Here is a 19,686-nt window from a genome sequence, read left to right as displayed (position 1 = left end):
CCGAGACCCGCACCCAGCAAGGCTTTGCCGGCACCCTGCCGGCAAAGCCTTGTCAGTTCACGGTCCGCTGCTACCCATTCCGCAAAGCGAGGCCGGGCGCCACTCTTCAGGGCAGCAGCGGTGGTTTTGTGCAGCGTCACGAGCAGGCGCCAACCGCCCGGCGACGCCTCGCATCTTCCCCTTGCAATTCAGCGCCGCACGCGCAAGGATTCGGGGTTACAAAAATCAGGCGCACGCAGCACGCGTAGCCCGCCTACATCGCCGGGGAACACCATGGACCAGCCACAGTACTCAAAAATTGAAACCCTTTCGCTGAGCGAGAGCGGGGACTTTCCCAGCAATGGCACGCTGATCGAACAGATCCTCAGCCTGCTCAGTTCCGGCATCGTTTTCTCCGACATCATCATTCACCAGAACAGCCCGCTGATGCTGCGCCAGCCCAAGCGGCTGGTGGCTGTGTCCGACATTCCGGTCACCGGGCAGGAGCTGGAGGAGTTCTTCGAGGTCATCGAGCCGAACTGGGAAGAGCGCATCATGGAGCGCGCCTTTGACCGCGCCAAGGATCTGTACAGCGCGCGGCTGCGCGTGAACTGCTTCACCTTCCACGGCCGCAAGCGCCTGGGCTGCGTGATCCGCCGCTTCCCGACCGAACCGCTGGCGCTCGCCACACTGGGCCTGCGCCCGAACGCCCAAGCCTTTGCCAAGCTCACCAGCGGGCTGGTGCTGATCGTGGGAGACACCTGCCAGGGCAAGTCGACCACGATTTCATCGATCCTCGACGAAATCAACAAGCGCCGCTCCGGCCACATCATCACGATTGAAGACCCGGTCGAGACCATCATCCCGCAGCGCAAAAGCATCATCACCCAGCGCGAGGTCGGCACCGATGGCGACGTCGCGAGCTTCTACCTCGGCGCGCTGGATGCCTTGCGCGAGCGCCCGGATGTGATCGTGATCGGTGAAATCCGCGACGCGCAGACCGCGCAGGAAGCGCTGGCGCTGTCCGAATCCGGCCCGCTGGTGTTTGCCACCCTGCACGCCCGCTCCACCGAACTCGGTTTGCAGAAGATGCTGCGTCTGCTCGGCAATGCCGACGCGCAGGCCCAGACGCTCGCCAGCTCGCTGCGCGGCGTGATCTGCCAGGCCCTGCTGCCTTCGCTGGCCGGCGATGCCTATCACCTTGCCACCGAGTGTCTGACCGTCACCCCCGAGGTCTCCAGCATCATCGAAACCGGCAACATTGCCGGCATCCGCGCGCTGCTTGATCTGCTGAGTGTGGAGAGCAACTCCGGCTCGCACACCATGAACGACGATCTGCTGCGCCTGATTCAGGCCAACATGGTCAGCGTGGAAGACGCCCGCCGCGGCAGCACCGACCCGCTCAAGTTCGCCGGGATGGTCAAGGCGCTCAAACGCTAAGCCAGCTGAAGACCCGCATCCAGCAAGCCTCTGCCGGCATGGTGCCGGCAGAGGCTTTTTTCATGGGCTTCTGCGCACATGCTGCCTGCAGACACAGGCGGCAAGCGGCTGAGCAGGCAAGCGTCCAGAAAAATGCACCCGTCTACTCGCCGATCAGGACCTTTTTCGCCAGCGGTGTATCGAGCCCCCTGACCGCCTGCGCCACCAGCCTGGCAATTTCCAGCGCGCCGGCGGGCAGGAAGTGCGTGTCGTCCTTGCCGTCAAGTGACGCCACGAAGAGTTTCAGCGTGTCGCTACCGCCGAGCTTGCGAAAATGCGCTTCGCTCAGCGTCGTCAGATCAATGGCCAGCACTTTCTTCGTCTGCGCCAGCTCCAGCATCGCCGCCGGGTAGCGGCCATGTGAACCGGCCCAGGTCGAGCGCTTCATCCCGCCACGCCCCACCGGCGTCACCAGTACCGGAATTCCGCCCGCCTTCAGCGTGTCATCCACATAGCGGGCAAGGTATTCCTGATAGCTGCCGAAGGGCTCGGTGCCCCGCGCCGCATCGCGTTTCTCGTCGTTATGGCCGAACTGGATGAACACGTAATCACCCGGCTGGACCTGTGGCAGCACCGGTGTCCAGGCCCCCTCCTCGAAGAAGCTCTTCGAGCTGCGACCCGAGATCGCAAAGTTCTTCACCGTCACGTCGGGCGTAAAAAACTGTCCGATCACCTGCCCCCAGCCATTGCGCGGATCCGGCGGTGAATAGCTGGACACGGTCGAATCACCGATCAGGAAAACGGTTTCGGCGCAGGCCGCGCTGGCGAAGAAAGCGAGCGGGAGGAACAGGCTGCGGAACTTCATGGGCTGACCCGGAAACAGAAAAGAAGGCGCGAGCTTACACCCGCGCCTGCGCTGCGGAAATCGACCCGCACACCCTTTTCTGATGTTTTTGCCCACAACAGAACTGGCGCTGCATTGGTGCAAAAACCATAAAAATTCGATCCATATTGGTGCTTATGCCTGATAAGCCTTGTTTTAAAGCACCAAAATGGTGCAATAGACATGTGCTTAAGGAATAATGCTCGCCCTTTTAATACATTTTCCAGAGGAGACAAATCTCATGCGCTATCAGAGCAGCCACGATTTCATCGATGCCGTCGCCCAGCGTAATCCGGGCCAGCCGGAATTCATCCAGGCCGTCACGGAAGTCATCGAAAGCTTGTGGCCCTTCATCCAGGCCAACCCGCGTTATGCCGAGCAAGGACTGCTCGATCGCCTGGTTGAACCGGAACGCGTGATCATGTTCCGCATCTCCTGGGTGGATGACGCGGGTAACGTACACGTCAATCGCGGCTACCGCATCCAGCACAGCTCGGCCATCGGCCCGTACAAGGGCGGTCTGCGCTTCCATCCCTCGGTCAATCTGTCGATCCTGAAATTTCTGGCGTTCGAGCAGACCTTCAAGAATTCACTGACCACGCTGCCCATGGGCGGCGGCAAAGGCGGCTCCGATTTCGACCCCAAGGGCAAGAGCCCGCGCGAGATCATGCGTTTCTGCCAAGCCTTCGTCAGCGAACTGTTCCGCCACGTCGGCTCCGACACCGACGTGCCGGCAGGCGACATCGGCGTGAGCGGGCGTGAAGTCGGCTACATGGCCGGCATGTACAAGAAGCTCACCAATCGCGCCGACTGCGTCTTCACCGGCAAGGGCATCACCTTCGGCGGCTCGCTGATCCGCCCGGAAGCCACCGGCTACGGCACCGTGTACTTCGCCAACGAGATGCTCAAGCTTCATGACAAGAGCTTCAAGGGCATGCGCGTTTCCGTATCCGGATCGGGCAACGTAGCGCAATACGCCGTTGAAAAAGCCATGGAACTGGGCGCCAAGGTCATCACAGTATCGGACTCCTCCGGCACCGTGATCGACGAGGAAGGCTTCACGCCGGAGAAACTGGCGATCCTGATGGAAGTGAAGAATGAGCGTTATGGCCGCGTCAGCGACTACGCCGCCCGCGTCAATGCCAAGTTTGAAGCCGGCAAGACGCCGTGGCACGTCAAGACCGATATCGCCCTGCCCTGTGCAACCCAGAACGAGCTGGACGAAAACGATGCCAAGACGCTGGTCGCCAACGGCGTGATCTGCGTATCCGAAGGCGCCAACATGCCGTCCACCATCGAAGCCGTGAAGGTGTTTGAAGCCAACAAGGTGCTGTACGCACCGGGCAAGGCATCCAACGCCGGTGGCGTCGCAACCTCGGGGCTGGAAATGAGCCAGAACGCCATGCGTCTGTCCTGGACCCGCGAAGAGGTCGACGCCCGCCTGCTGGAAATCATGCAAGGCATCCACGCCTCCTGCGTGAAGTACGGTCGTCGTCCGGATGGTTCGATCAGCTACGTCGACGGCGCCAACATCGCCGGCTTCGTCAAGGTCGCCGAAGCCATGCTGGCCCAGGGCGTGATCTGATTCCCATGGCGCGCACAGGTCTGGCGCCCGTGCCCGAGACCCCGGCAGTGCCGGGGTCTTTTTTTGTCTGCCGTCCCGATCGCGCTGGCGACTGACGCGGCTGCCGAATCAGCGCCACCGGCCGGATTCCCGGGCCCGGCAAGCCGGCGAGCAGACGGCATGTGCGCGCCTCGCTTGACAGCCAAAGCCCCAGCCAAGATACTGTTTTTATTTACAGCTATCGTCGCCATGTCCGAGCAGATCCCGCTTCCCTTCGTCAGCCTCGTCGGCGCCTCGCCGTCCGCGCCACCGGAGTCGTTTCCGGAGATCCGGCGCACCCGGCGCAAAGCCGCACGCACCCGGCCACTGATGGTGTCCGGCCGCTCGGCAGAAGCGCCGCCGACGAGTACCGACGACGAAAGCAGCCGCCTCGACGTGCACGACTATCTCGTTCGCCACGACGATCACAGCTTCTGCTTCCAGGCACGCGACGACGCCATGGCAGGCGCCGGCATCTTCGAGGGCGACATGCTCATCGTCGACAAACGCATCCAGCCTGCCCACGGCCATATTGTGCTGGCTCTCGTGAATGGCGAGCGTCTGGTGCGCCGCCTGCATCATCGCGGTCGCAAGACTGCCTTGCAGGCCGACGCGCCCGACGTGCCGGAAATACAGCCGGAAGACGGCAGCGAGCTAACCATCTGGGGCGTGGTCGTCGGCAGTTTCAAACGCTTCTGGGCGTAATTCACGCCCGCAGGCGCCACAAAAACGCCTGCGTACGCGCCAGACTCACCCCATGCATGCTGATCCGCAGTGCGCGGAGTCGCCATAAAACCGCGGAAGATCGCCACGGCCCGTTGCATCAGTTATTGCCACAGGCATTCACATCCCCCGCTCATCCAGAACTATCCAGCGGCCGGTACGAGATGGGTCGCGCGCCAGTCATCACTCTTGCACTGAGCATGGCATCCGGAAAATACGGTCCGGGCATGAATCCTCGACAACCCAAGGCGGAATGTTCCAGACCTACGGGCAAACAATCGCAGTCCTGTGGAAGGTATTTCCCATATTCAGATTGGTCTGCCAAAAAAACAAACCGTCGAGGACAGCATGCGTAACAATCAGCCCGTGAGTGGAAAAGAACGTCCCTACCCAAGCGGCAGGGTCATCATCAGTCGCACCAACGCCAAAGGCCAAATCACTCACGTCAACGCGGCGTTCATCGAGATTTCCGGCTACGAAAAAAGCGAACTGATCGGTCAGCCACACAACATGCTGCGCCATCCGGACATGCCCGCCGAAGCTTTTCGTGATCTCTGGGCAACGCTCAAGGCCGGACGCCCGTGGACCGGCATTGTCAAAAACCGCTGCAAGAACGGCGACCACTACTGGGTACGAGCTGCCGTCACCTGCCTGCCCAACGGCGAGGGTTACATGTCGGTTCGGACAGAAGCCAGTCGCGCCGAGATCCAGCACGCAGAAGCCTTGTATGCCCGCCCCGGCCTGCACCTCGAAGCGGGCAACAGTCTGCCTGGCGGCTGGCTGGGCAAACTCGTCGCATTCAACCGGCATGTGCGGCTTGCCTGGCGCTTCTGGGCCACCTTCATTGTCTTTACTGCACTGATGTTGCTGGGTGAAGGAATCGCCCTGTATGGGCAACGCACGCTGGGTCTCGGCATGATCGCATTTGCCATGCTTGCAGGCATTGCCATGTTTGCCGCCATGATCAGCTATCTCACCCGCAACATGGTGCGCACACGCGAACTGCTGCGCGGCATCGCCGAAAGTGGCGACCTGTCGGTACCGTTGCCAGTCAATATGTATGACGAGATCGGCGAAGTGCTGACTCAGATCGTCCTCATGCGCAGCAAGCTGCATGAGTTGGTGGCGGATCTCGTGGACCGCATCGAATCCATGACGCCTCAGGCCCACTCGCTGGACGAGGCGGCAGGCGAAGGCTCCCGAGCATCGCTACGCCAATCCAAGTCAGCCGCCGCCATGGCCGCCGCCGTCGAGGAAATGTCGGTTTCGGTGGATCAGGTTCGCGATCTCGCCAATGAATCCCGCGAAATCGCCATCCGGACCGAAGAGCTGGCCCAGAGTGGCGGGCAGGTCATCCGCCAGGCCGCCGAAGAGATCAGTCTCATTTCCAGCACGGTCCAGCAGGCCGTTGAGGCTGTCACAACCTTGCAGAGCCATTCAGAGCAGATCACCAACACCGTTCAGGTCATCCGCGAGATCGCCGACCAGACCAACCTGCTCGCGCTGAATGCTGCCATCGAGGCAGCCCGCGCAGGCGAATCCGGCCGGGGGTTTGCTGTCGTTGCAGACGAAGTGCGCAAATTGGCCGAGCGCACAAGTGGCTCAACCCATCAAATCTCGCAGATGGTCGACATGATCCAGCAAGGCACCCACAGCGTCGCCAACGGCATGCAGGCCTCAACCGCACGCGTCACCGAAGGCGTTGCACTGGCGGGTCGTGCAGGCGAAGCCATCACGGAAATCCAGACCGCCGTTGTCTCTGCGGCTGATGCGGTCTCCGCCATTTTTGATGCGCTCAAGGAGCAAGCCGTTGCCGCGCACGAGATCGCCTCCCGCGTGGAAGAAATCGCCACCGATTCCGAGCAAGGCACCCATGCGGCAGAACAGACCTCGGATTCGGCAAAAGCACTCAGTGATCTCACCGACGAAATGCACCAGCTCGCCCAGCGTTTCCGGATCAGCTAGCCGGCCTGCCGCCGTTCTCCGTCCAGTCAAACTCCAGCTGGCGTGCCGTGCACTCCGCCAGCGCGCGGCCGGCAAGACGCTCCACCAGATGCAGGCACATATCGATGCCCGCCGAGATGCCGGCAGAACTCACCACCGCGCCCTCATCCACCCAGCGCAGGCCTTCGCGCACCTCCAGCCCGGCGAACATCGCACGCAGATCGGCGGTGTCTTCCCAGTGTGTGGTCACCGCACGCCCCCGCAGCACACCGGCCTGCGCCAGCAGGAAGGCGCCGGTACATACCGAGGCCAGAGTCTGCACCTGTCCGGCCTGCCGCGCGATCCACTCAATCACCTCAGGCCGCGCCAGCTCCGCCGTCACCACCCCGCCGGGGATGATCAGCACATCCAGCGGCGGGTGATCGGCGATGGTGCAATCGGGCAATACTGGCAGCCCGGCCCGCGCTGTAACCGGCGCATGACCCGCCGCGATGGTGCACACCTCGAACAGCGGCACCCCCGGCTGGCTGCGCCCATGCACCCGTGCGGCAGTCGTGAAAACCTCGTAAGGGCCGGCGAAGTCGAGAACCTCCACCGGATCAAAAACGTAGATGCCGATGTGCATGGCGCACTCCTGTTCATGAAGCACGGGCGAAAACCGGAGTGTCGCGCACGGCCATCAAGCATGCAAACCGGCACAGTGGAAAGCCGCATGTGGCGGACGTCTCCGGCCAAGCTCCATGCACACGCCCGCCCGGCGCCGCTACACAGGCAGGATGGCTGAAGAAGCCCGCCAGAAGCGGTTTTTCAAGCCACACGGCAGGATCAGGCGATGGCTTCGCCGACTTGATCAGCCCTTGCGCGCCTGCAGGATGAACAACGTGAAGTCGCGCTCCACGCCCGCGCGGCCCAGCTTGCGGATCGTAAGCGCGGTGCGGACGCTCGGTCTGGCGAAGCCCGCCTCCACAAAAACCTGCACCAGCGCCGCACGCTCGAAGCCATGGTGATGCACCTCATCGTGCCCCGTGTGGAAATCGCCCCCCTCGCAGTCGAGGTCGATCACCGCCGCCACGCCACCGGGGCGCAACGCCTGCCAGGCCGCTGCCGCGTAGCGCTCCGGCGAGCGCAGATGATGCAACACCAGACTGGAAACAAACACATCGCAGAACGGCGCTGCGAAACTGTCCGTCTCGATATCGCACAAGCGCGTCTCGATGTTCGCAATGCCGCCGGCGCGACACTTGTCGGCCAGCACTGCGAGCATGTTCGCGGCATTATCCAGCGCCACCACGCGCGCAACATGTGGCGCGAGTGCCGCCGCAATCAGTCCGGTGCCGCTGCCGTAATCCGCCACTACCGCCTCGGGCGCGAGGCGCACTTCGCGCCGGATCACCTCGGCAATCTTCTGCGCCCGCTCCACACGCACCGGTGTGTCCCAATCAGCTGCGGCGGCGTTGAAATAGTCACGGCTCATCTCGGTTTTTCCACAAGTGTTGCCCGGAGAAGCACGTCAGCCGGGCATCTTCGGCACGCCTGCCCGCACAGAGCCGTGTGCTGCGGGTCTTCGGGGGGCGTAGGGAGGGTTAGCCAAAGGCGTAACCCGAACGGACAAAACATTCGGCCAGCCATGAAGCTTGGTCAGCGCAGGGCTACAAGGCTTAATGACATTGACCCTGCCAGGCTCGCGGAGGATGCCGCCGTTTCAATCGTCCCCAACACGATCAAAAGAAACGCCTTCTACAAAATCATTAAAACGGCCTTTTTCTTCAGTCCGGCCTTTGAATGGCAACAAAATACAAAACGGCACCATGACAACAATCGAAACAATAAGCGATCTAGGTGACTCTGGAAAATCACCAAACCAGACCACATAACCAGCCCAACTCAAAGCCGCTGCGCAAACAGACGATATATATATTCTCCACAGATATTTAACGGCAACTGGAGAGCGCCTATTGTTGAAGGCTCCCTCGATGGATTTTTGCGCAGGAAATCGCAAATACATTACCAAAACAAAGAAGGCGATAAATGCAAACAAAACCACCCCCGAGAACAACAGAGGCAGCACTGCCAGCAAGTACAAAGATGCGGCGCCTACAAGGTGAGTGCGGACTCTACGGAGACCTTTCGGCAACAGGCTTCTCATCAAAAAATAAATTCCGTATCCAACGGGGAAAAAGAATAGTGCGGCCAACTGAAAGAGCATTACGATCACTTCCGGATCGTAACTGTCACCATCCCTCATCCCAGGGTCAAAAAAACGGAATGACACGGCAATGCATGAAGGAATGGCGACAATCAGTGCCGGAAATAACAAGCCAGCCGATTCCATTTCGGGATTTTTGGATTCAATATCTTCGGCACCTAGCGCCCAGTATCTGAGCGCATCATCCTCTAACAAAGCAATCTCATACCATGTTGTTTGTCCGGACGATTCGAATTTTATAAGATTCCCAGCTCGGTGAAATTCGGAAAGAATTGGAATACTCCTCGTCGAAACAGGAGAGTTCTCGAACATACCTTCTGCGCAAATTGTGTCCGCACTTAGCTTGCTCTGATCGAAATTGTTTTTCCCGGCCAAACCAATCCCGCGCTGCTCATCTTGCTTTCCCTTGACAGGCATTAACATTTGCCACGAATGTTCGTCATAGACTAGCCAACGAAACCCCCAAAATGCATTAAAAATCTGGTATTCGAAAATTTTCCCAACAGCGATTTCGCCCTTGCGAAGTTTCGAATACCTCCATCCTACAACCACCCAATTAGCACCACGTATGTCGCCGCGCATGCCGACTTTAATTTGAGGTTGCACAGCTTCAGAAAATGCATACCTCTTCTGAAGTCGGATGTTTGATTCTCTGCCTACTTCATAGATCGAGCGGCACTTCGCACAAACAACGTGCTCCGCCAAGCCCGGCATGTATTCCATGCGAGTTGCACATTGTGTGCAACTGACACAAAAAGACTCAGATAATGAACCCGACTCAGTTGGCTTAGAGAGCTCACTGAATAAGCGAGCGCGGGCCTTGGACATTCGCTCGCTTGCACTGGACGTGGAGACATCAGTCACGAAAACCTCCGGATGTAATCAAGCAATTCAACCATCAAGCAGCCCGGATACAACGCAGCGGAATCCGGGCTACTCAATCAATGCGCCTCATCCCAATTAGCGCCCACCCCCACCTCCGCCAGCAGCGGCACCTTCAGCTCCGCCACGCCGGCCATCAATGCGGGGAGCTTCTCGCGGACCAGTGACAGCTCGGCCTCCGGAACTTCGAGGATCAGTTCGTCATGCACCTGCAGCAGCAATTTGCTCTGCAATCCTTCGGCGTTCAGCCAGTCATACACGCTGCGCATCGCGAGCTTGACCAGATCGGCCGCGGTGCCCTGCATCGGGGCGTTGATGGCGGCGCGCTCGGCGCCCTGGCGGCGGCCGGCGTTGCTGCTCTTGATTTCGGCCAGCCACAGGCGGCGGCCGAAAACGGTTTCGACGTAGCCCTGGGTGCGCGCGGCAATGCGGGTGTGCTCCATGTAGCGGGCGACGCCGGGGTATCGGGCGAAGTAGCGGTCGATCCAGCTCTGCGCGGCGGCGCGTTCGATATCCAGTGAGCGCGCGAGGCCGTGCGCGCTCATGCCGTAGATCAGGCCGAAGTTGATGGTCTTGGCATAACGGCGCTGCTCGCTGCTGACCTCGGCACTGGGCACGCCGAAGACTTCGGCCGCCGTGGCGCGGTGCACGTCTTCGCCCTGGGCGAAAGCTTCGAGCAGGCGCTCGTCACCGGAAAGGTGCGCCATGATGCGTAGCTCGATCTGCGAGTAGTCGGCCGAGACGATGCTGCAGCCGGGCGGCGCGATGAAGGCCTGACGGATACGGCGGCCTTCGGGCGTGCGCACCGGGATGTTCTGCAGATTGGGCTCACTGGAGGCCAGCCGCCCGGTAATCGCGCCGGTCTGCGAGAAGCTGGTGTGTACGCGGCCGGTTTGCGGATTCACGCTGCGCGGCAATTTGTCGGTATACGTGTTCTTCAGCTTGGCCATGCTGCGGTAATCGAGCAGCAGCTTGGGCAGCGGATAGTCGAGCGCGAGTTCGGCGAGCACTTCTTCGTCGGTGCTGGGCGCGCCGCTGGGGGTCTTCTTCTTCACGGGCAGCTTGAGCTGCTCGAAGAGGATTTCACCCAGTTGCTTGGGACTGTTCAGATTGAAGGGCTGGCCGGCCGCCTCATAAGCCTGCTGTTCGATCTCCAGCATCTTGCGGCCCAGTTCGTCACTCTGCTGCATGAGGAGCTGCGAATCGATCAGCACGCCCTCGCGCTCCATGGCCCACAGCACTTCCTGCACGGGCAGTTCGACCTGCCTGTAGACCCGCGTCAGGCCTGGCTCTGCAGCAATCAGCGGGCTGAGTTTCTGATGCACGCGCAGGGTGACGTCGGCATCCTCGGCACCGTAGGCCGTGGCGATTGCGAGATCAACATCAGCAAAGCCGATGGCCTTGGCGCCCTTGCCGCACACGTCGGCATAGGACAGGGTTTCCATGTCAGTATAGCGTTTGGCCAGACCATCCAGATCGTGGCCCTTGTCGCTCTCCCACGCGGCGGATTCGAGCAGGGTGTCTTCCGCCACGCCGCGCAGGGTGATGCCGTGGTTGGCCAGCACATGCATGTCGTATTTCAGGTTCTGGCCGAGTTTGGGCTTGCTTGCGTCCTCGAACCAGGGCTTCAGCGCAGCCAGCACGTCGGCGAGCGGCAACTGATCCGGCACACCGGGGTAGCGGTGGGCGAGCGGCAGGTAGGCGGCCTCGCCCGGCGTGACGCAGAAGCTCATGCCCACGAGATGCGCCAGCATGCCGTCGAGGCTGTCGGTTTCGGTGTCGAAAGCAGTAAGCGCGGCGGCGTCGATTTTGGCGAGCCACTTGTCGAAGGTTTCGCGCGTGAGGATGCACTCGTAGGCTTCGCGGTGCGCGGCGCTGCGGATCACAGGTTCGTCATCGCCAGGTCGCGCAGGCGCGAAGCTGCGTTGCGGAGCGGAGGCACTGCTTTCGCCAAACAGACCACCCTGCTCACCGGCTGCGGGCGTGGCAGCCGCCGGCCCGGAGCCCGCGGCGCCCTGCAAGGCGCGCAGCCAGCCCTTGAATTCCCAGCGGGTGTAGTGCTCCAGCAGGGTGGCGTTATCCGGCTCGCGCCAGGTCAGCTCATCGAGCTTCTCGGCCAGCGGCACGTCGGTGACGATGGTGACGAGCTTCTTGCCCATGGGGATGAAGTCCAGCGCGCGGCGCAGATTCTCGCCAACCACACCCTTGATGCTGTCTGCATTGGCAACGATGTTGTCGAGCGTGCCGTATTCGGCCAGCCATTTCACGGCGGTCTTGGGGCCACACTTCTCGACGCCCGGTACGTTGTCGACGGTATCGCCCATCAGGGTGAGGTAGTCGACGATGCGCTCGGGCGGCACGCCGAATTTCTCCAGCACGCCGGCCGAATCGAGTGATTCGTTCGTCATCGTGTTCATGAGCGTCACGCCGGGCTGGACGAGCTGGGCCATGTCCTTGTCGCCGGTAGAAATGATCACCTCGAAGCCGCGCTCGACGGCCTGACGCGTGAGCGTGCCGATCACGTCATCGGCCTCCACGCCGGGCTCGACGATCACCGGCCAGCCGAGCGCACGCACGCAAGTCTGGATCGGCTCGATCTGCGGCACGAGGTCTTCCGGCGTGGGCTTGCGGGTCGCCTTGTATTCGGGATACCAGTCGTTGCGGAAGGTCTTGCCCTTGGCGTCGAACACGCACACGGCGTGAGTCGCGCCGATCGAATCGCGCAGAGGCAGGAGCATGCTGAGCACGCCGCGCAGCGCTCCGGTGGGCTCACCGGCCTTGTTGCGCAGATCGGGCAGAGCATGAAAGGCACGGAACAGATAACTGGAACCGTCGACGAGCAGAAGTTTGGGCATGGCGGATTCAGGTCAAATGTGCAAAACGAGGAACGGGCCAGGGGCGAAGCGGGCAGATGGTCTTGCCTCACAAGGGGGAATGCACGCAGTATCGGGTTTTCTTCCTCACGACCGCATCGGAACATGAGCGCAAAAAACAAGCTGCCACCCTTTCACGCCCCCTCGGTCACCGAGCAAACCGAGCTGGCACGCGAGGCCTGGCGGATCTTCGGCATTATGTCAGAGTTCGTCGAGGCGACTGAGCGCCTCAAGCCCATCCGCCCGGCCGTGAGCATCTTCGGCTCGGCCCGCACGCCAACCGATCATCCTTATTATCTGGAAACCGAAAAAATCGCCCGTCTGCTTTCGGATGCGGGCTTTTCGGTTATTTCCGGCGGCGGCCCCGGCATCATGGAAGCGGCCAACAAGGGCGCGTTCGCCGGCAAGAGCCCATCCGTGGGGCTGAACATCCAGTTGCCGCACGAACAGAGCGGGAATCCGTATCAGGATGTCTCACAGACCTTCCGTCATTTCTTCCCGCGCAAGGTGATGTTCGTAAAGTACGCCTCGGCTTATGTGGTGATGCCCGGCGGCTTCGGTACGCTGGACGAGATGATGGAAGCGCTGACCCTGATCCAGACCGGCAAGACGCGCAAGATCCCGGTCATCCTGGTTGGCACGAAATTCTGGGGAGGCCTGCTGGAGTGGTTCCGTGAAACGCTGGTAAGCGAGAAGATGATCAACCCGGGGGACATGAACCTGATCCAGCTGATCGACGAGCCGGAAGAGATCGTCGCCGCGATCTTCAAGCACTACGAACAGCGTGGCTTTGCGGATCTGCCCGATGAACACGAGATGATGCTGAATCTGTGATCCCGAACATGCGCCCTGTACGCACTCTGATTGCCTGCCTGCTCGCAGCGCTGGCCTTGCCCGGCTGCAGCCAGTTTCTTTACGAAACCGGGATTGCCACCCAGAAATCCCGCTGCGAGCAACAGGCGCCGGGGGCTCGCGAGGAATGCCTGCAGCGCATCACCCGGCAGTCCTACGCAGACTATGAAAAGACACGGACGCAGAGCCCGGCCAGGCCCGTAACGCCGGCAGGCAGCGCCGACAGCAGCCCGGGCAGCGTGGTACTCAGACCGCCCGAAACCACAACGAGAGATCAAGGAACAACACGATGAAACAGATCCGCTGGGGCATCCTCGGATGCGGTGAAGTGACTGAAGTAAAAAGCGGCCCGGGCTTCCAGCGGGCCGATGGCTCGCAACTGGTGGCGGTGATGCGCCGCAACGGCGAACTCGCCCGCGACTATGCACAACGCCACGGCGTGCCGCGCTGGTACGACAGCGCCCAGGCGCTGATCGACGCCCCGGAGGTCGATGCGGTCTACATCGCCACGCCACCGAACGCCCACCAGCCGCTGGCCCTGCTTTGCGCTGCCGCCGGCAAGCCCTGCTACGTGGAAAAGCCGATGGCACTGAACCACGCCGAGAGCCTGATCATGCAGCAGGCTTTCGCGCACCGGCAGCTGCCGCTCTTCGTCGCCTACTATCGCCGCGCCATGCCGCGCTTCCGGCAGATCCGCGAACGGGTGCTGGATGGCTCAATCGGCGCCGTGCGCTATGTCAATCTGCAACTGCACCAGCCGCAAGCGCCTGAGGAGCTGGACGCAGCCAGCCTGCCCTGGCGCGTCAATCCGGTGCTGTCAGGCGGCGGGCGCTTTGTGGACATGGGCTCGCACCAGCTGGATTTTCTCGACTACCTGTTCGGCCCCATCGTCGATGTAAACGGCCATGCGGCCTGTCACAGCGGCACGCACGGCGTGGAAGACACGGTCAGCGCCAGCTTCCGCTTTGCCAGTGGTGTGCTGGGCAGCGGCGCCTGGTGTTTCGCCGCCGGTGACAAACTGGACCGCTGCGAGATCATCGGCGACAAGGGACGCATCGTCTTCTCGACCTTCGACGACCAGCCCTTCAGCCTGATCACGGCCGCCGGCGAGGAACGCTTTGACATCCCGAATCCGGCGCATGTACAGCAGCCGCTGATCCAGACCGTGGTGAATGCCCTGCTTGGCCGGGGTGAGTGCCCGAGCACGGGCGAGAGTGCGGCGCGTACCGATGCGGTGATCGACCGGATTCTGGGGCGCTGAAAAGGACAATCCTCACCACATGGCGTCATCCCGGCGAAAGCCGGGATCCAGAACACGCCAACACGGAGACGAGAGTCTATCCAGCCCTGCGTCTATATCCTCGCCAGCCAACGCAACGGTACGCTGTACGTCGGTGTCACCGCCAATCTCGTGCAGCGGGTATGGCAGCACAAGAGCGGTCTGGTGGAAGGCTTTACCCAGCGCTATAGCCTGAAGTTACTGGTGTGGTATGAAATGCATGCCTCCATGCCAGAAGCGATTGCGCGCGAGAAAGCCATCAAGGAATGGCAGCGGGCATGGAAGCTGAAACTGATTGAGGTCGGCAATCCTGGCTGGAGGGATCTGTACGAAGATCTGGTGTAGGCACTGCGGGACGATTCCTGGATCCCGGCCTTCGCCGGGATGACGCCGATTTGGGGACGCTGTTTGGCGGACAAGCGCCCTCAGCAGACACAAAGTAGTCGTTACGTCCGTCGAGACATCTCTTGTTGCCGTCATCCCGGCGAAGGCCGGGATCCAGAAGCGTGGTTCCGCGCCACACTCAAAACCCCAAACCAAACAACTGCTTCGCTCGACCTTGCCAGAAAGTCAAGTCAGAAGCGCCTTTTCAGCCAGCCCTGCCGGAGAGCAAGGCCACAAGCGCCTCTTCAAGCCCCCCCACCACAATCCGGGCGGGTACGGCGAGCATCAGGTTGAGCGGCAAGCCGAAGTCTTCGACGATCAGGCCGTCACGGTCGATAAGTTTTCCGTCGGCCTCTTCAAGTTCGCCCCCCTGCCAGCGCGCAACGCGCTCTGGTGTCGTCCCGGCCGTGCTCACGTAGCCCACGACCGGCTTGCCCAGCGCCAGCGCGAAACCGACTTCAAAACTGGTGCCGGAATCCGGCTCGGCGCCACGGAAGGCGTCGAGATTGGCCAGCACTCCGTCGGCCGCGCGGATCATGGCGACATTCTGGAAGTAGATGCCTTCCGCCGTCAGCGCCTCGCCATCCAGCGGCACCAGCGCCTCGACGCCGTGCCGCCGGCACAGCGCACGCGCCTGCGCCGCCCATTCAAGGGCGTCGGGGCGGAACACGTCAGGGCCGGCGAGATAGGCTTTCATTGTCGCTTCGCGAAGTGCTGGGTGAGCTCCCTGTCGGGTTACGCCTTCGGCTCACACGACCTGCAGCATCAGATGGTTTTGACTTCTCCGCCCAATGCATCCAGCAGTGCCGGGATCAGCTTGCGCAGCTCGCCGGTCATCAGGGCGAAATCAGCGTCGAACTGTTCTTCGCGGGTCTTCACATCACCTTCGCCGCCCTTGTCGGTCAGCACATCCAGCGGTTGCAGGCGCTTGATCTCGAACTTGTCGGTGAGGATGAAGGACACCCGGTCATCGAAAGTCAGAGCCAGCTTGCTGACCTGCTTGCCGGCAGCAATGTGTTCGCGGATTTCCTCGCCTTCGAGACTGTGACGTACGTAGCGCACGGCACTGGCTTCGTCGGTGACAGTGCGCAGTTCGCAATCCTGATCGATGGTGAAGGCGCCGGGCGCTTCGCCGCCCGCCAGCCAGTCGGTCATTGCCGCACCGGGGCTGTTCTCGGTGTTCAGCAGCTTCAGCGGCAGCTCGTCGAGCGCCTTGTGCAGGGCTTCAACCACCGGCTCGGCGGAACTGCGGCTGGAGGCATCAATAGCCAGCCAGCCGTCTTTCGGATCGATCCAGGCATACACGCGGCGGCGGCGGGTGAAGGCGCGCGGCATCAGCTCCATGGTCACCGCTTCCTTGAGTTCCTTCATCTGCTTGCGGCCGGGCTTGAAGCCTTGCTGGGCTTCGATCTCCTCGGCGCGATCATCGCACACCTGCTTGACGACGGAGGACGGCAGCAGGCGCTGCTCGACGCCCAGCGCAATCATCCACTGCCCGCCGACGCCATGCACCAGACTATCCTGCATCACCGGTGCCCAGCCCTGACTACTCATGTCCTGCGTGCCGCAGGTCTGGAACAGCAGACGTTCGAGTTGTTCGGAGAGCCGTTCGGCACTCATGTCCCACTGTTCGGGCAGACGGTAGAGTTGAATGTTACGGAACCACATATTATTTGTAAGGAGTAGGCAAAAGAGACGGGATGATACGTCCTCGCCGCCGGCTCCGCTCAGAGACTTTTGGCCGGAATCAATCGTATTGGAGTAGGTCCATGAAAACACTGAAAATCCTTTTGTCGGCGCTTGCCTGTATCCTGTTGGCCGCCTGTGGCGTATCCGAAACCGCAGTCACCGCCGTGGCCGTCGGCAAGGGCCAGGCACAACAGGCCGAGCAGGCAAGGCAGCAGATGGATCAGGTCAAGCAACAGCTTGATGCGGCCAGCCAGCAGGCGGAAGCCCAGCGTCAGGCCGTGGAATCAGCGACTCAATGAAGGAGAAACAGCAATGAAACTCAAGACATCGCGCCCGCGGAATCCGCTGGTGCAACTCATGCGCAGCCGCAATGGCGAGGGCGTGCACCAGAAATCCGGCAAGGCCCTGCGCCAGGCGGCCAAACGTCAGCTGCGCCGTCTCAAGGACGAAGCGGGTTTTGCTCAGCGCATCAAAGCGGCGCACTGAGCAAAACCCGTTTCCGGCGATTCTCATGGCTTTCCCTTTCCAGACAGACGTTTCTCTCGCGCCCTTCAACACCTTCGGCCTGCCCGGCACGGCAAAACGCTATGCCGACATCCGCTCGGCCAGCCAGCTGGTCAAGCTGGTACGCAGCGGGGAACTCAACGGCGATCGTGTCGTGATCCTCGGTGGTGGCAGCAATGTCCTGCTCTCCGGCGATATCGACGGCACCGTGCTGCACATCCGCATTCCCGGCCGCGAGCTGATTGGCGGCGATGACGACTATCACTTCGTGCGCGCCGGCGCCGGCGAAAACTGGCATGAATTCGTGCGCTGGACCCTGACCATGGGCTGGCCCGGCCTGGAAAACCTGTCGCTGATCCCTGGCACGGTGGGTGCCGCACCGGTGCAGAACATCGGCGCCTACGGGCTGGAAGTGTGCGAACGCTTCATGATCCTCGAAGCCGTTGATCTGAAGAGCGGGGCCTTGATGAGCTTCGACTTCAAGGACTGCCACTTCGGCTACCGTGACAGCATGTTCAAGCACGAAGGCGCCGGTCGCTTCGTCATTACCTCGGTAACCTTCCGCCTGCCCAAGCGCTGGACCGCCCTGACCCGCTATGTGGACGTGGCACGCGAGCTGGCCACTCGCGGCATCATCGACCCGAAGCCGCTCGATGTCTCCGACACGATCATGGCCGTGCGCAGCCGCAAGCTGCCCGATCCGGCACAGATCGGCAATGTCGGCAGCTTCTTCAAGAACCCGGTCGTCGATGCCCGGCACTATGCCGAGCTGCTTGCCACCTTCCCCGAGATTCCCAGCTACAAGCAGATCGATGGCTCGGTCAAGATTGCAGCTGGCTGGCTGATTGATCAGGCCGGCTGGAAAGGTCGTGCGCTCGGGCAGGTAGGCATGTATGAGCACCAGGCGCTGGTCATGGTCAATCATGGCGGCGCCACCGGGCAGGATGTGCTGCGTCTGGCTGCGGCGGTTCGCCGTGACGTGAATGACCGCTTCGGCGTCAGCCTGGAGATGGAGCCGGCGCTGATCTGAGCGCAAGCCATGCGCCGCAGCAGCGTCTAGTCGTCCCGCTCCAGCTGACGCTCCTGCCAGGCCAGCAACTGCGCCTCGTAACGCCGGCGCGCATGCTGATAGATCGTCCACACGCAGGCCTCGCCACAGTCGTTGCCACAGCAGGCAAAGGCGTCCGGCTCGTCCGGCGGAACGGGAGGCGGCTCGTCAAAGGGCTTGATATCGCTCATCCTTGCGATCTTACCTGCCACGGCCGGCGGGTAAAACTGATAGATTTGCGGCCTCCGCCTTCTCTTCCGGGAGCCGTCATGCCTTCATTGCTGCGCCAGATCTGTTGCTTGCTTGTCCTGATTGCCCTGCCGCTGGCAGCTCACGCAGCTGATCCCATGCCCGCATTGCAGCCCCTGCAGGCAAGCGATCTGCCGGAGCAGTGCGGCTGCAGCTTTGGCGAGAAAAAAGGCGTGCCGCTGATTTTCTGGAGCTGGGAGAACGACAAGCAGAATGCCGTGATCCGCGAACCAGGCGGCCTGCGCAAGCTGACCCTGCGCAGCGAAAAATACTTCCCGGCCCAGCATGAGCCACCGCGCCCCGGCGACCGCATGACCCTGCAGCTGGCTCAGGGCAACTGGAGCATCCAGACCGTCAGCGAAGTCACCGCCAGTTGCTCGGCCAAGGCAAAATCCTGCAAAGGCACGGATTACCGCAGCCACCTTATCCTGCAATGGGCCGGGCGCCAACGCACCGAGATGCGGGGCTGGGGCCGCTGCGGCTGCTGAACAAGCCGCTCCAGCCCTGTACAATGCAGGGTTTTCGTCAATTCACCTGAAGGTTCATCGTGCAGATCGTTTGTCTCGACATGGAAGGCGTGCTGGTCCCGGAAATCTGGATCGCTTTCGCCGAACGCACCGGCATTCCGGAGTTGCGTCGCACCACCCGCGATGAACCCGATTACGACAAGCTGATGCAGTACCGCCTGAACATCCTGCGCGAGCACAAGCTGGGCCTGCCGGACATCCAGGAAGTCATCGGCGCGATGGGTCCGATGGAGGGCTGCAAGGAATTTCTCGACGCGCTGCGTCTGGATTACCAGGTCGTGATCCTGTCAGACACCTTCTACGAATTCGCCAAGCCGCTGATGGCGCAGATGGGTCAGCCCACACTGTTCTGTCACCGTCTCGAAGCGGATGCCTCCGGCATGCTGGTAAATTACCACCTGCGCATGCCGGACCAGAAGCGCCACGCCGTGGAAGCTTTCAAGGCTCTGAACTTCAAGGTCATCGCCGCCGGCGACAGCTACAACGACACCGCCATGCTCGGAGCCGCCGACGCCGGCATCCTGATGCACCCACCCGAAAACGTGGTGCGCGAATTCCCGCAGTACCCGGTAGTGCGCGATTACAGCGCGCTGCGCGCCGAGATCGACAAGGCCGCTGCGCGCATCGGCAATGCTGACTAAA

The 19,686-nt window shown here is 61.6% G+C and carries 21 protein-coding genes; 13 read left to right on the top strand and 8 right to left on the bottom strand.

Going from position 1 to position 19,686, the window contains the following annotated elements; translation table 11 throughout:
- The first annotated feature begins 273 nt into the window (after positions 1–273).
- Positions 274–1,419, top strand: a complete 1,146-nt coding sequence (locus Q9Q94_RS07400) for a type IV pilus twitching motility protein PilT (protein WP_305979387.1) — start codon at positions 274–276, stop codon at positions 1,417–1,419.
- Between the two features lie 142 nt (positions 1,420–1,561).
- Here the strand turns inward: Q9Q94_RS07400 and Q9Q94_RS07395 are convergent, their stop codons facing one another.
- Positions 1,562–2,263: a rhamnogalacturonan acetylesterase gene (locus Q9Q94_RS07395; RefSeq protein WP_305979386.1), complete on the bottom strand. Its 702-nt coding sequence runs from the start codon at positions 2,261–2,263 to the stop codon at positions 1,562–1,564.
- A 259-nt stretch (positions 2,264–2,522) separates the two neighbouring features.
- On the opposite strand from Q9Q94_RS07395, the gene gdhA reads away from it, so the two are divergent.
- The 3 genes from gdhA (at position 2,523) to Q9Q94_RS07380 (ending at position 6,572) form a co-directional block, all read left to right on the top strand.
- Positions 2,523–3,866, top strand: coding sequence for an NADP-specific glutamate dehydrogenase (gene gdhA / locus Q9Q94_RS07390; RefSeq protein WP_305979385.1), 1,344 nt, complete (start codon positions 2,523–2,525; stop codon positions 3,864–3,866).
- Between the two features lie 228 nt (positions 3,867–4,094).
- On the top strand, positions 4,095–4,589 hold the full coding sequence (locus tag Q9Q94_RS07385) for a LexA family transcriptional regulator (protein WP_305979384.1): 495 nt from the start codon (positions 4,095–4,097) through the stop codon (positions 4,587–4,589).
- A 366-nt stretch (positions 4,590–4,955) separates the two neighbouring features.
- Positions 4,956–6,572 (top strand): PAS domain-containing methyl-accepting chemotaxis protein, encoded by a 1,617-nt coding sequence (locus Q9Q94_RS07380; protein ID WP_305979383.1) that lies wholly within the window; start codon positions 4,956–4,958, stop codon positions 6,570–6,572.
- On the opposite strand, the gene Q9Q94_RS07375 is transcribed toward Q9Q94_RS07380, so the two are convergent.
- From Q9Q94_RS07375 to polA, 4 genes are all read right to left on the bottom strand, one after another.
- Positions 6,565–7,176, bottom strand: coding sequence for a DJ-1/PfpI family protein (locus Q9Q94_RS07375; RefSeq protein WP_305979382.1), 612 nt, complete (start codon positions 7,174–7,176; stop codon positions 6,565–6,567). The two genes, Q9Q94_RS07380 and Q9Q94_RS07375, sit on opposite strands and share 8 nt — an antisense overlap.
- A gap of 225 nt (positions 7,177–7,401) precedes the next feature.
- Positions 7,402–8,025: a class I SAM-dependent methyltransferase gene (locus tag Q9Q94_RS07370; RefSeq protein ID WP_305979381.1), complete on the bottom strand. Its 624-nt coding sequence runs from the start codon at positions 8,023–8,025 to the stop codon at positions 7,402–7,404.
- A 228-nt stretch (positions 8,026–8,253) separates the two neighbouring features.
- Complete coding sequence (locus tag Q9Q94_RS07365) at positions 8,254–9,480, bottom strand: hypothetical protein (protein WP_305979380.1); 1,227 nt, start codon at positions 9,478–9,480, stop codon at positions 8,254–8,256.
- A gap of 218 nt (positions 9,481–9,698) precedes the next feature.
- Positions 9,699–12,494 (bottom strand): DNA polymerase I, encoded by a 2,796-nt coding sequence (gene polA / locus Q9Q94_RS07360; protein WP_305979379.1) that lies wholly within the window; start codon positions 12,492–12,494, stop codon positions 9,699–9,701.
- A 123-nt stretch (positions 12,495–12,617) separates the two neighbouring features.
- Here polA and Q9Q94_RS07355 point away from each other — a divergent pair, with 123 nt between their 5' ends.
- Genes Q9Q94_RS07355 through Q9Q94_RS07340 form a run of 4 tightly spaced genes read left to right on the top strand, consistent with a single transcriptional unit; the run spans position 12,618 to position 14,988 of the window.
- A complete protein-coding gene (locus tag Q9Q94_RS07355) occupies positions 12,618–13,346 on the top strand; it encodes a TIGR00730 family Rossman fold protein (protein WP_305979378.1) in 729 nt (242 codons plus the stop codon).
- Positions 13,347–13,354: 8 nt separating this feature from the next.
- Positions 13,355–13,657, top strand: coding sequence for a hypothetical protein (locus tag Q9Q94_RS07350; protein ID WP_305979377.1), 303 nt, complete (start codon positions 13,355–13,357; stop codon positions 13,655–13,657).
- Positions 13,654–14,625, top strand: a complete 972-nt coding sequence (locus Q9Q94_RS07345) for a Gfo/Idh/MocA family protein (RefSeq protein ID WP_305979376.1) — start codon at positions 13,654–13,656, stop codon at positions 14,623–14,625. Before Q9Q94_RS07350 ends, Q9Q94_RS07345 begins: the two co-directional genes overlap by 4 nt.
- Positions 14,626–14,652: 27 nt before the next feature.
- Positions 14,653–14,988, top strand: coding sequence for a GIY-YIG nuclease family protein (locus Q9Q94_RS07340; protein ID WP_371929831.1), 336 nt, complete (start codon positions 14,653–14,655; stop codon positions 14,986–14,988).
- A gap of 244 nt (positions 14,989–15,232) precedes the next feature.
- Here Q9Q94_RS07340 and Q9Q94_RS07335 read toward each other — a convergent pair whose 3' ends face one another.
- Positions 15,233–15,724 (bottom strand): nucleoside 2-deoxyribosyltransferase, encoded by a 492-nt coding sequence (locus tag Q9Q94_RS07335; protein WP_305979375.1) that lies wholly within the window; start codon positions 15,722–15,724, stop codon positions 15,233–15,235.
- A gap of 68 nt (positions 15,725–15,792) precedes the next feature.
- A complete protein-coding gene (locus Q9Q94_RS07330; RefSeq protein WP_305979374.1) occupies positions 15,793–16,695 on the bottom strand; it encodes a recombination-associated protein RdgC in 903 nt (300 codons plus the stop codon).
- Positions 16,696–16,796: 101 nt separating this feature from the next.
- Between Q9Q94_RS07330 and Q9Q94_RS07325 the strand changes: the two genes are divergently transcribed.
- The 3 genes from Q9Q94_RS07325 to murB are packed head-to-tail and all read left to right on the top strand — an operon-like array spanning position 16,797 to position 18,250.
- A complete protein-coding gene (locus tag Q9Q94_RS07325; RefSeq protein ID WP_305979373.1) occupies positions 16,797–17,015 on the top strand; it encodes a hypothetical protein in 219 nt (72 codons plus the stop codon).
- 13 nt (positions 17,016–17,028) lie between these two features.
- The gene (locus Q9Q94_RS07320) at positions 17,029–17,202 is read left to right on the top strand and encodes a hypothetical protein (RefSeq protein ID WP_305979372.1); all 174 of its coding nucleotides are present in this window, start codon (positions 17,029–17,031) and stop codon (positions 17,200–17,202) included.
- 25 nt (positions 17,203–17,227) lie between these two features.
- Positions 17,228–18,250, top strand: coding sequence for a UDP-N-acetylmuramate dehydrogenase (murB, locus tag Q9Q94_RS07315; RefSeq protein WP_305979371.1), 1,023 nt, complete (start codon positions 17,228–17,230; stop codon positions 18,248–18,250).
- 26 nt (positions 18,251–18,276) lie between these two features.
- On the opposite strand, the gene Q9Q94_RS07310 is transcribed toward murB, so the two are convergent.
- Positions 18,277–18,459, bottom strand: coding sequence for an oxidoreductase-like domain-containing protein (locus Q9Q94_RS07310; RefSeq protein ID WP_305979370.1), 183 nt, complete (start codon positions 18,457–18,459; stop codon positions 18,277–18,279).
- Between the two features lie 156 nt (positions 18,460–18,615).
- Between Q9Q94_RS07310 and Q9Q94_RS07305 the strand changes: the two genes are divergently transcribed.
- The gene (locus Q9Q94_RS07305; protein WP_305979369.1) at positions 18,616–19,005 is read left to right on the top strand and encodes a hypothetical protein; all 390 of its coding nucleotides are present in this window, start codon (positions 18,616–18,618) and stop codon (positions 19,003–19,005) included.
- Between the two features lie 59 nt (positions 19,006–19,064).
- A complete protein-coding gene (thrH, locus tag Q9Q94_RS07300; RefSeq protein ID WP_305979368.1) occupies positions 19,065–19,685 on the top strand; it encodes a bifunctional phosphoserine phosphatase/homoserine phosphotransferase ThrH in 621 nt (206 codons plus the stop codon).
- The last annotated feature ends 1 nt before the right edge of the window (position 19,686 follow it).

The sequence above is a fragment of the Uliginosibacterium sp. 31-16 genome (genome assembly GCF_030730865.1).
Taxonomy (GTDB): domain Bacteria; phylum Pseudomonadota; class Gammaproteobacteria; order Burkholderiales; family Rhodocyclaceae; genus Uliginosibacterium.
This window is presented reverse-complemented; position numbering and strand designations above follow the sequence as displayed.

What these genes read in the sequence shown, in the direction of transcription:
- Q9Q94_RS07400 (WP_305979387.1), top strand. Translation starts at nt 274, where the DNA reads ATGGACCAGCCACAGTACTCAAAAATTGAAACCCTTTCGCTGAGCGAG.
- Q9Q94_RS07395 (WP_305979386.1), bottom strand. Translation starts at nt 2,263, where the DNA reads ATGAAGTTCCGCAGCCTGTTCCTCCCGCTCGCTTTCTTCGCCAGCGCG.
- gdhA (WP_305979385.1), top strand. Translation starts at nt 2,523, where the DNA reads ATGCGCTATCAGAGCAGCCACGATTTCATCGATGCCGTCGCCCAGCGT.
- Q9Q94_RS07385 (WP_305979384.1), top strand. Translation starts at nt 4,095, where the DNA reads ATGTCCGAGCAGATCCCGCTTCCCTTCGTCAGCCTCGTCGGCGCCTCG.
- Q9Q94_RS07380 (WP_305979383.1), top strand. Translation starts at nt 4,956, where the DNA reads ATGCGTAACAATCAGCCCGTGAGTGGAAAAGAACGTCCCTACCCAAGC.
- Q9Q94_RS07375 (WP_305979382.1), bottom strand. Translation starts at nt 7,176, where the DNA reads ATGCACATCGGCATCTACGTTTTTGATCCGGTGGAGGTTCTCGACTTC.
- Q9Q94_RS07370 (WP_305979381.1), bottom strand. Translation starts at nt 8,025, where the DNA reads ATGAGCCGTGACTATTTCAACGCCGCCGCAGCTGATTGGGACACACCG.
- Q9Q94_RS07365 (WP_305979380.1), bottom strand. Translation starts at nt 9,480, where the DNA reads ATGGAATACATGCCGGGCTTGGCGGAGCACGTTGTTTGTGCGAAGTGC.
- polA (WP_305979379.1), bottom strand. Translation starts at nt 12,494, where the DNA reads ATGCCCAAACTTCTGCTCGTCGACGGTTCCAGTTATCTGTTCCGTGCC.
- Q9Q94_RS07355 (WP_305979378.1), top strand. Translation starts at nt 12,618, where the DNA reads ATGAGCGCAAAAAACAAGCTGCCACCCTTTCACGCCCCCTCGGTCACC.
- Q9Q94_RS07350 (WP_305979377.1), top strand. Translation starts at nt 13,355, where the DNA reads ATGCGCCCTGTACGCACTCTGATTGCCTGCCTGCTCGCAGCGCTGGCC.
- Q9Q94_RS07345 (WP_305979376.1), top strand. Translation starts at nt 13,654, where the DNA reads ATGAAACAGATCCGCTGGGGCATCCTCGGATGCGGTGAAGTGACTGAA.
- Q9Q94_RS07335 (WP_305979375.1), bottom strand. Translation starts at nt 15,724, where the DNA reads ATGAAAGCCTATCTCGCCGGCCCTGACGTGTTCCGCCCCGACGCCCTT.
- Q9Q94_RS07330 (WP_305979374.1), bottom strand. Translation starts at nt 16,695, where the DNA reads ATGTGGTTCCGTAACATTCAACTCTACCGTCTGCCCGAACAGTGGGAC.
- Q9Q94_RS07325 (WP_305979373.1), top strand. Translation starts at nt 16,797, where the DNA reads ATGAAAACACTGAAAATCCTTTTGTCGGCGCTTGCCTGTATCCTGTTG.
- Q9Q94_RS07320 (WP_305979372.1), top strand. Translation starts at nt 17,029, where the DNA reads ATGAAACTCAAGACATCGCGCCCGCGGAATCCGCTGGTGCAACTCATG.
- murB (WP_305979371.1), top strand. Translation starts at nt 17,228, where the DNA reads ATGGCTTTCCCTTTCCAGACAGACGTTTCTCTCGCGCCCTTCAACACC.
- Q9Q94_RS07310 (WP_305979370.1), bottom strand. Translation starts at nt 18,459, where the DNA reads ATGAGCGATATCAAGCCCTTTGACGAGCCGCCTCCCGTTCCGCCGGAC.
- Q9Q94_RS07305 (WP_305979369.1), top strand. Translation starts at nt 18,616, where the DNA reads ATGCCCGCATTGCAGCCCCTGCAGGCAAGCGATCTGCCGGAGCAGTGC.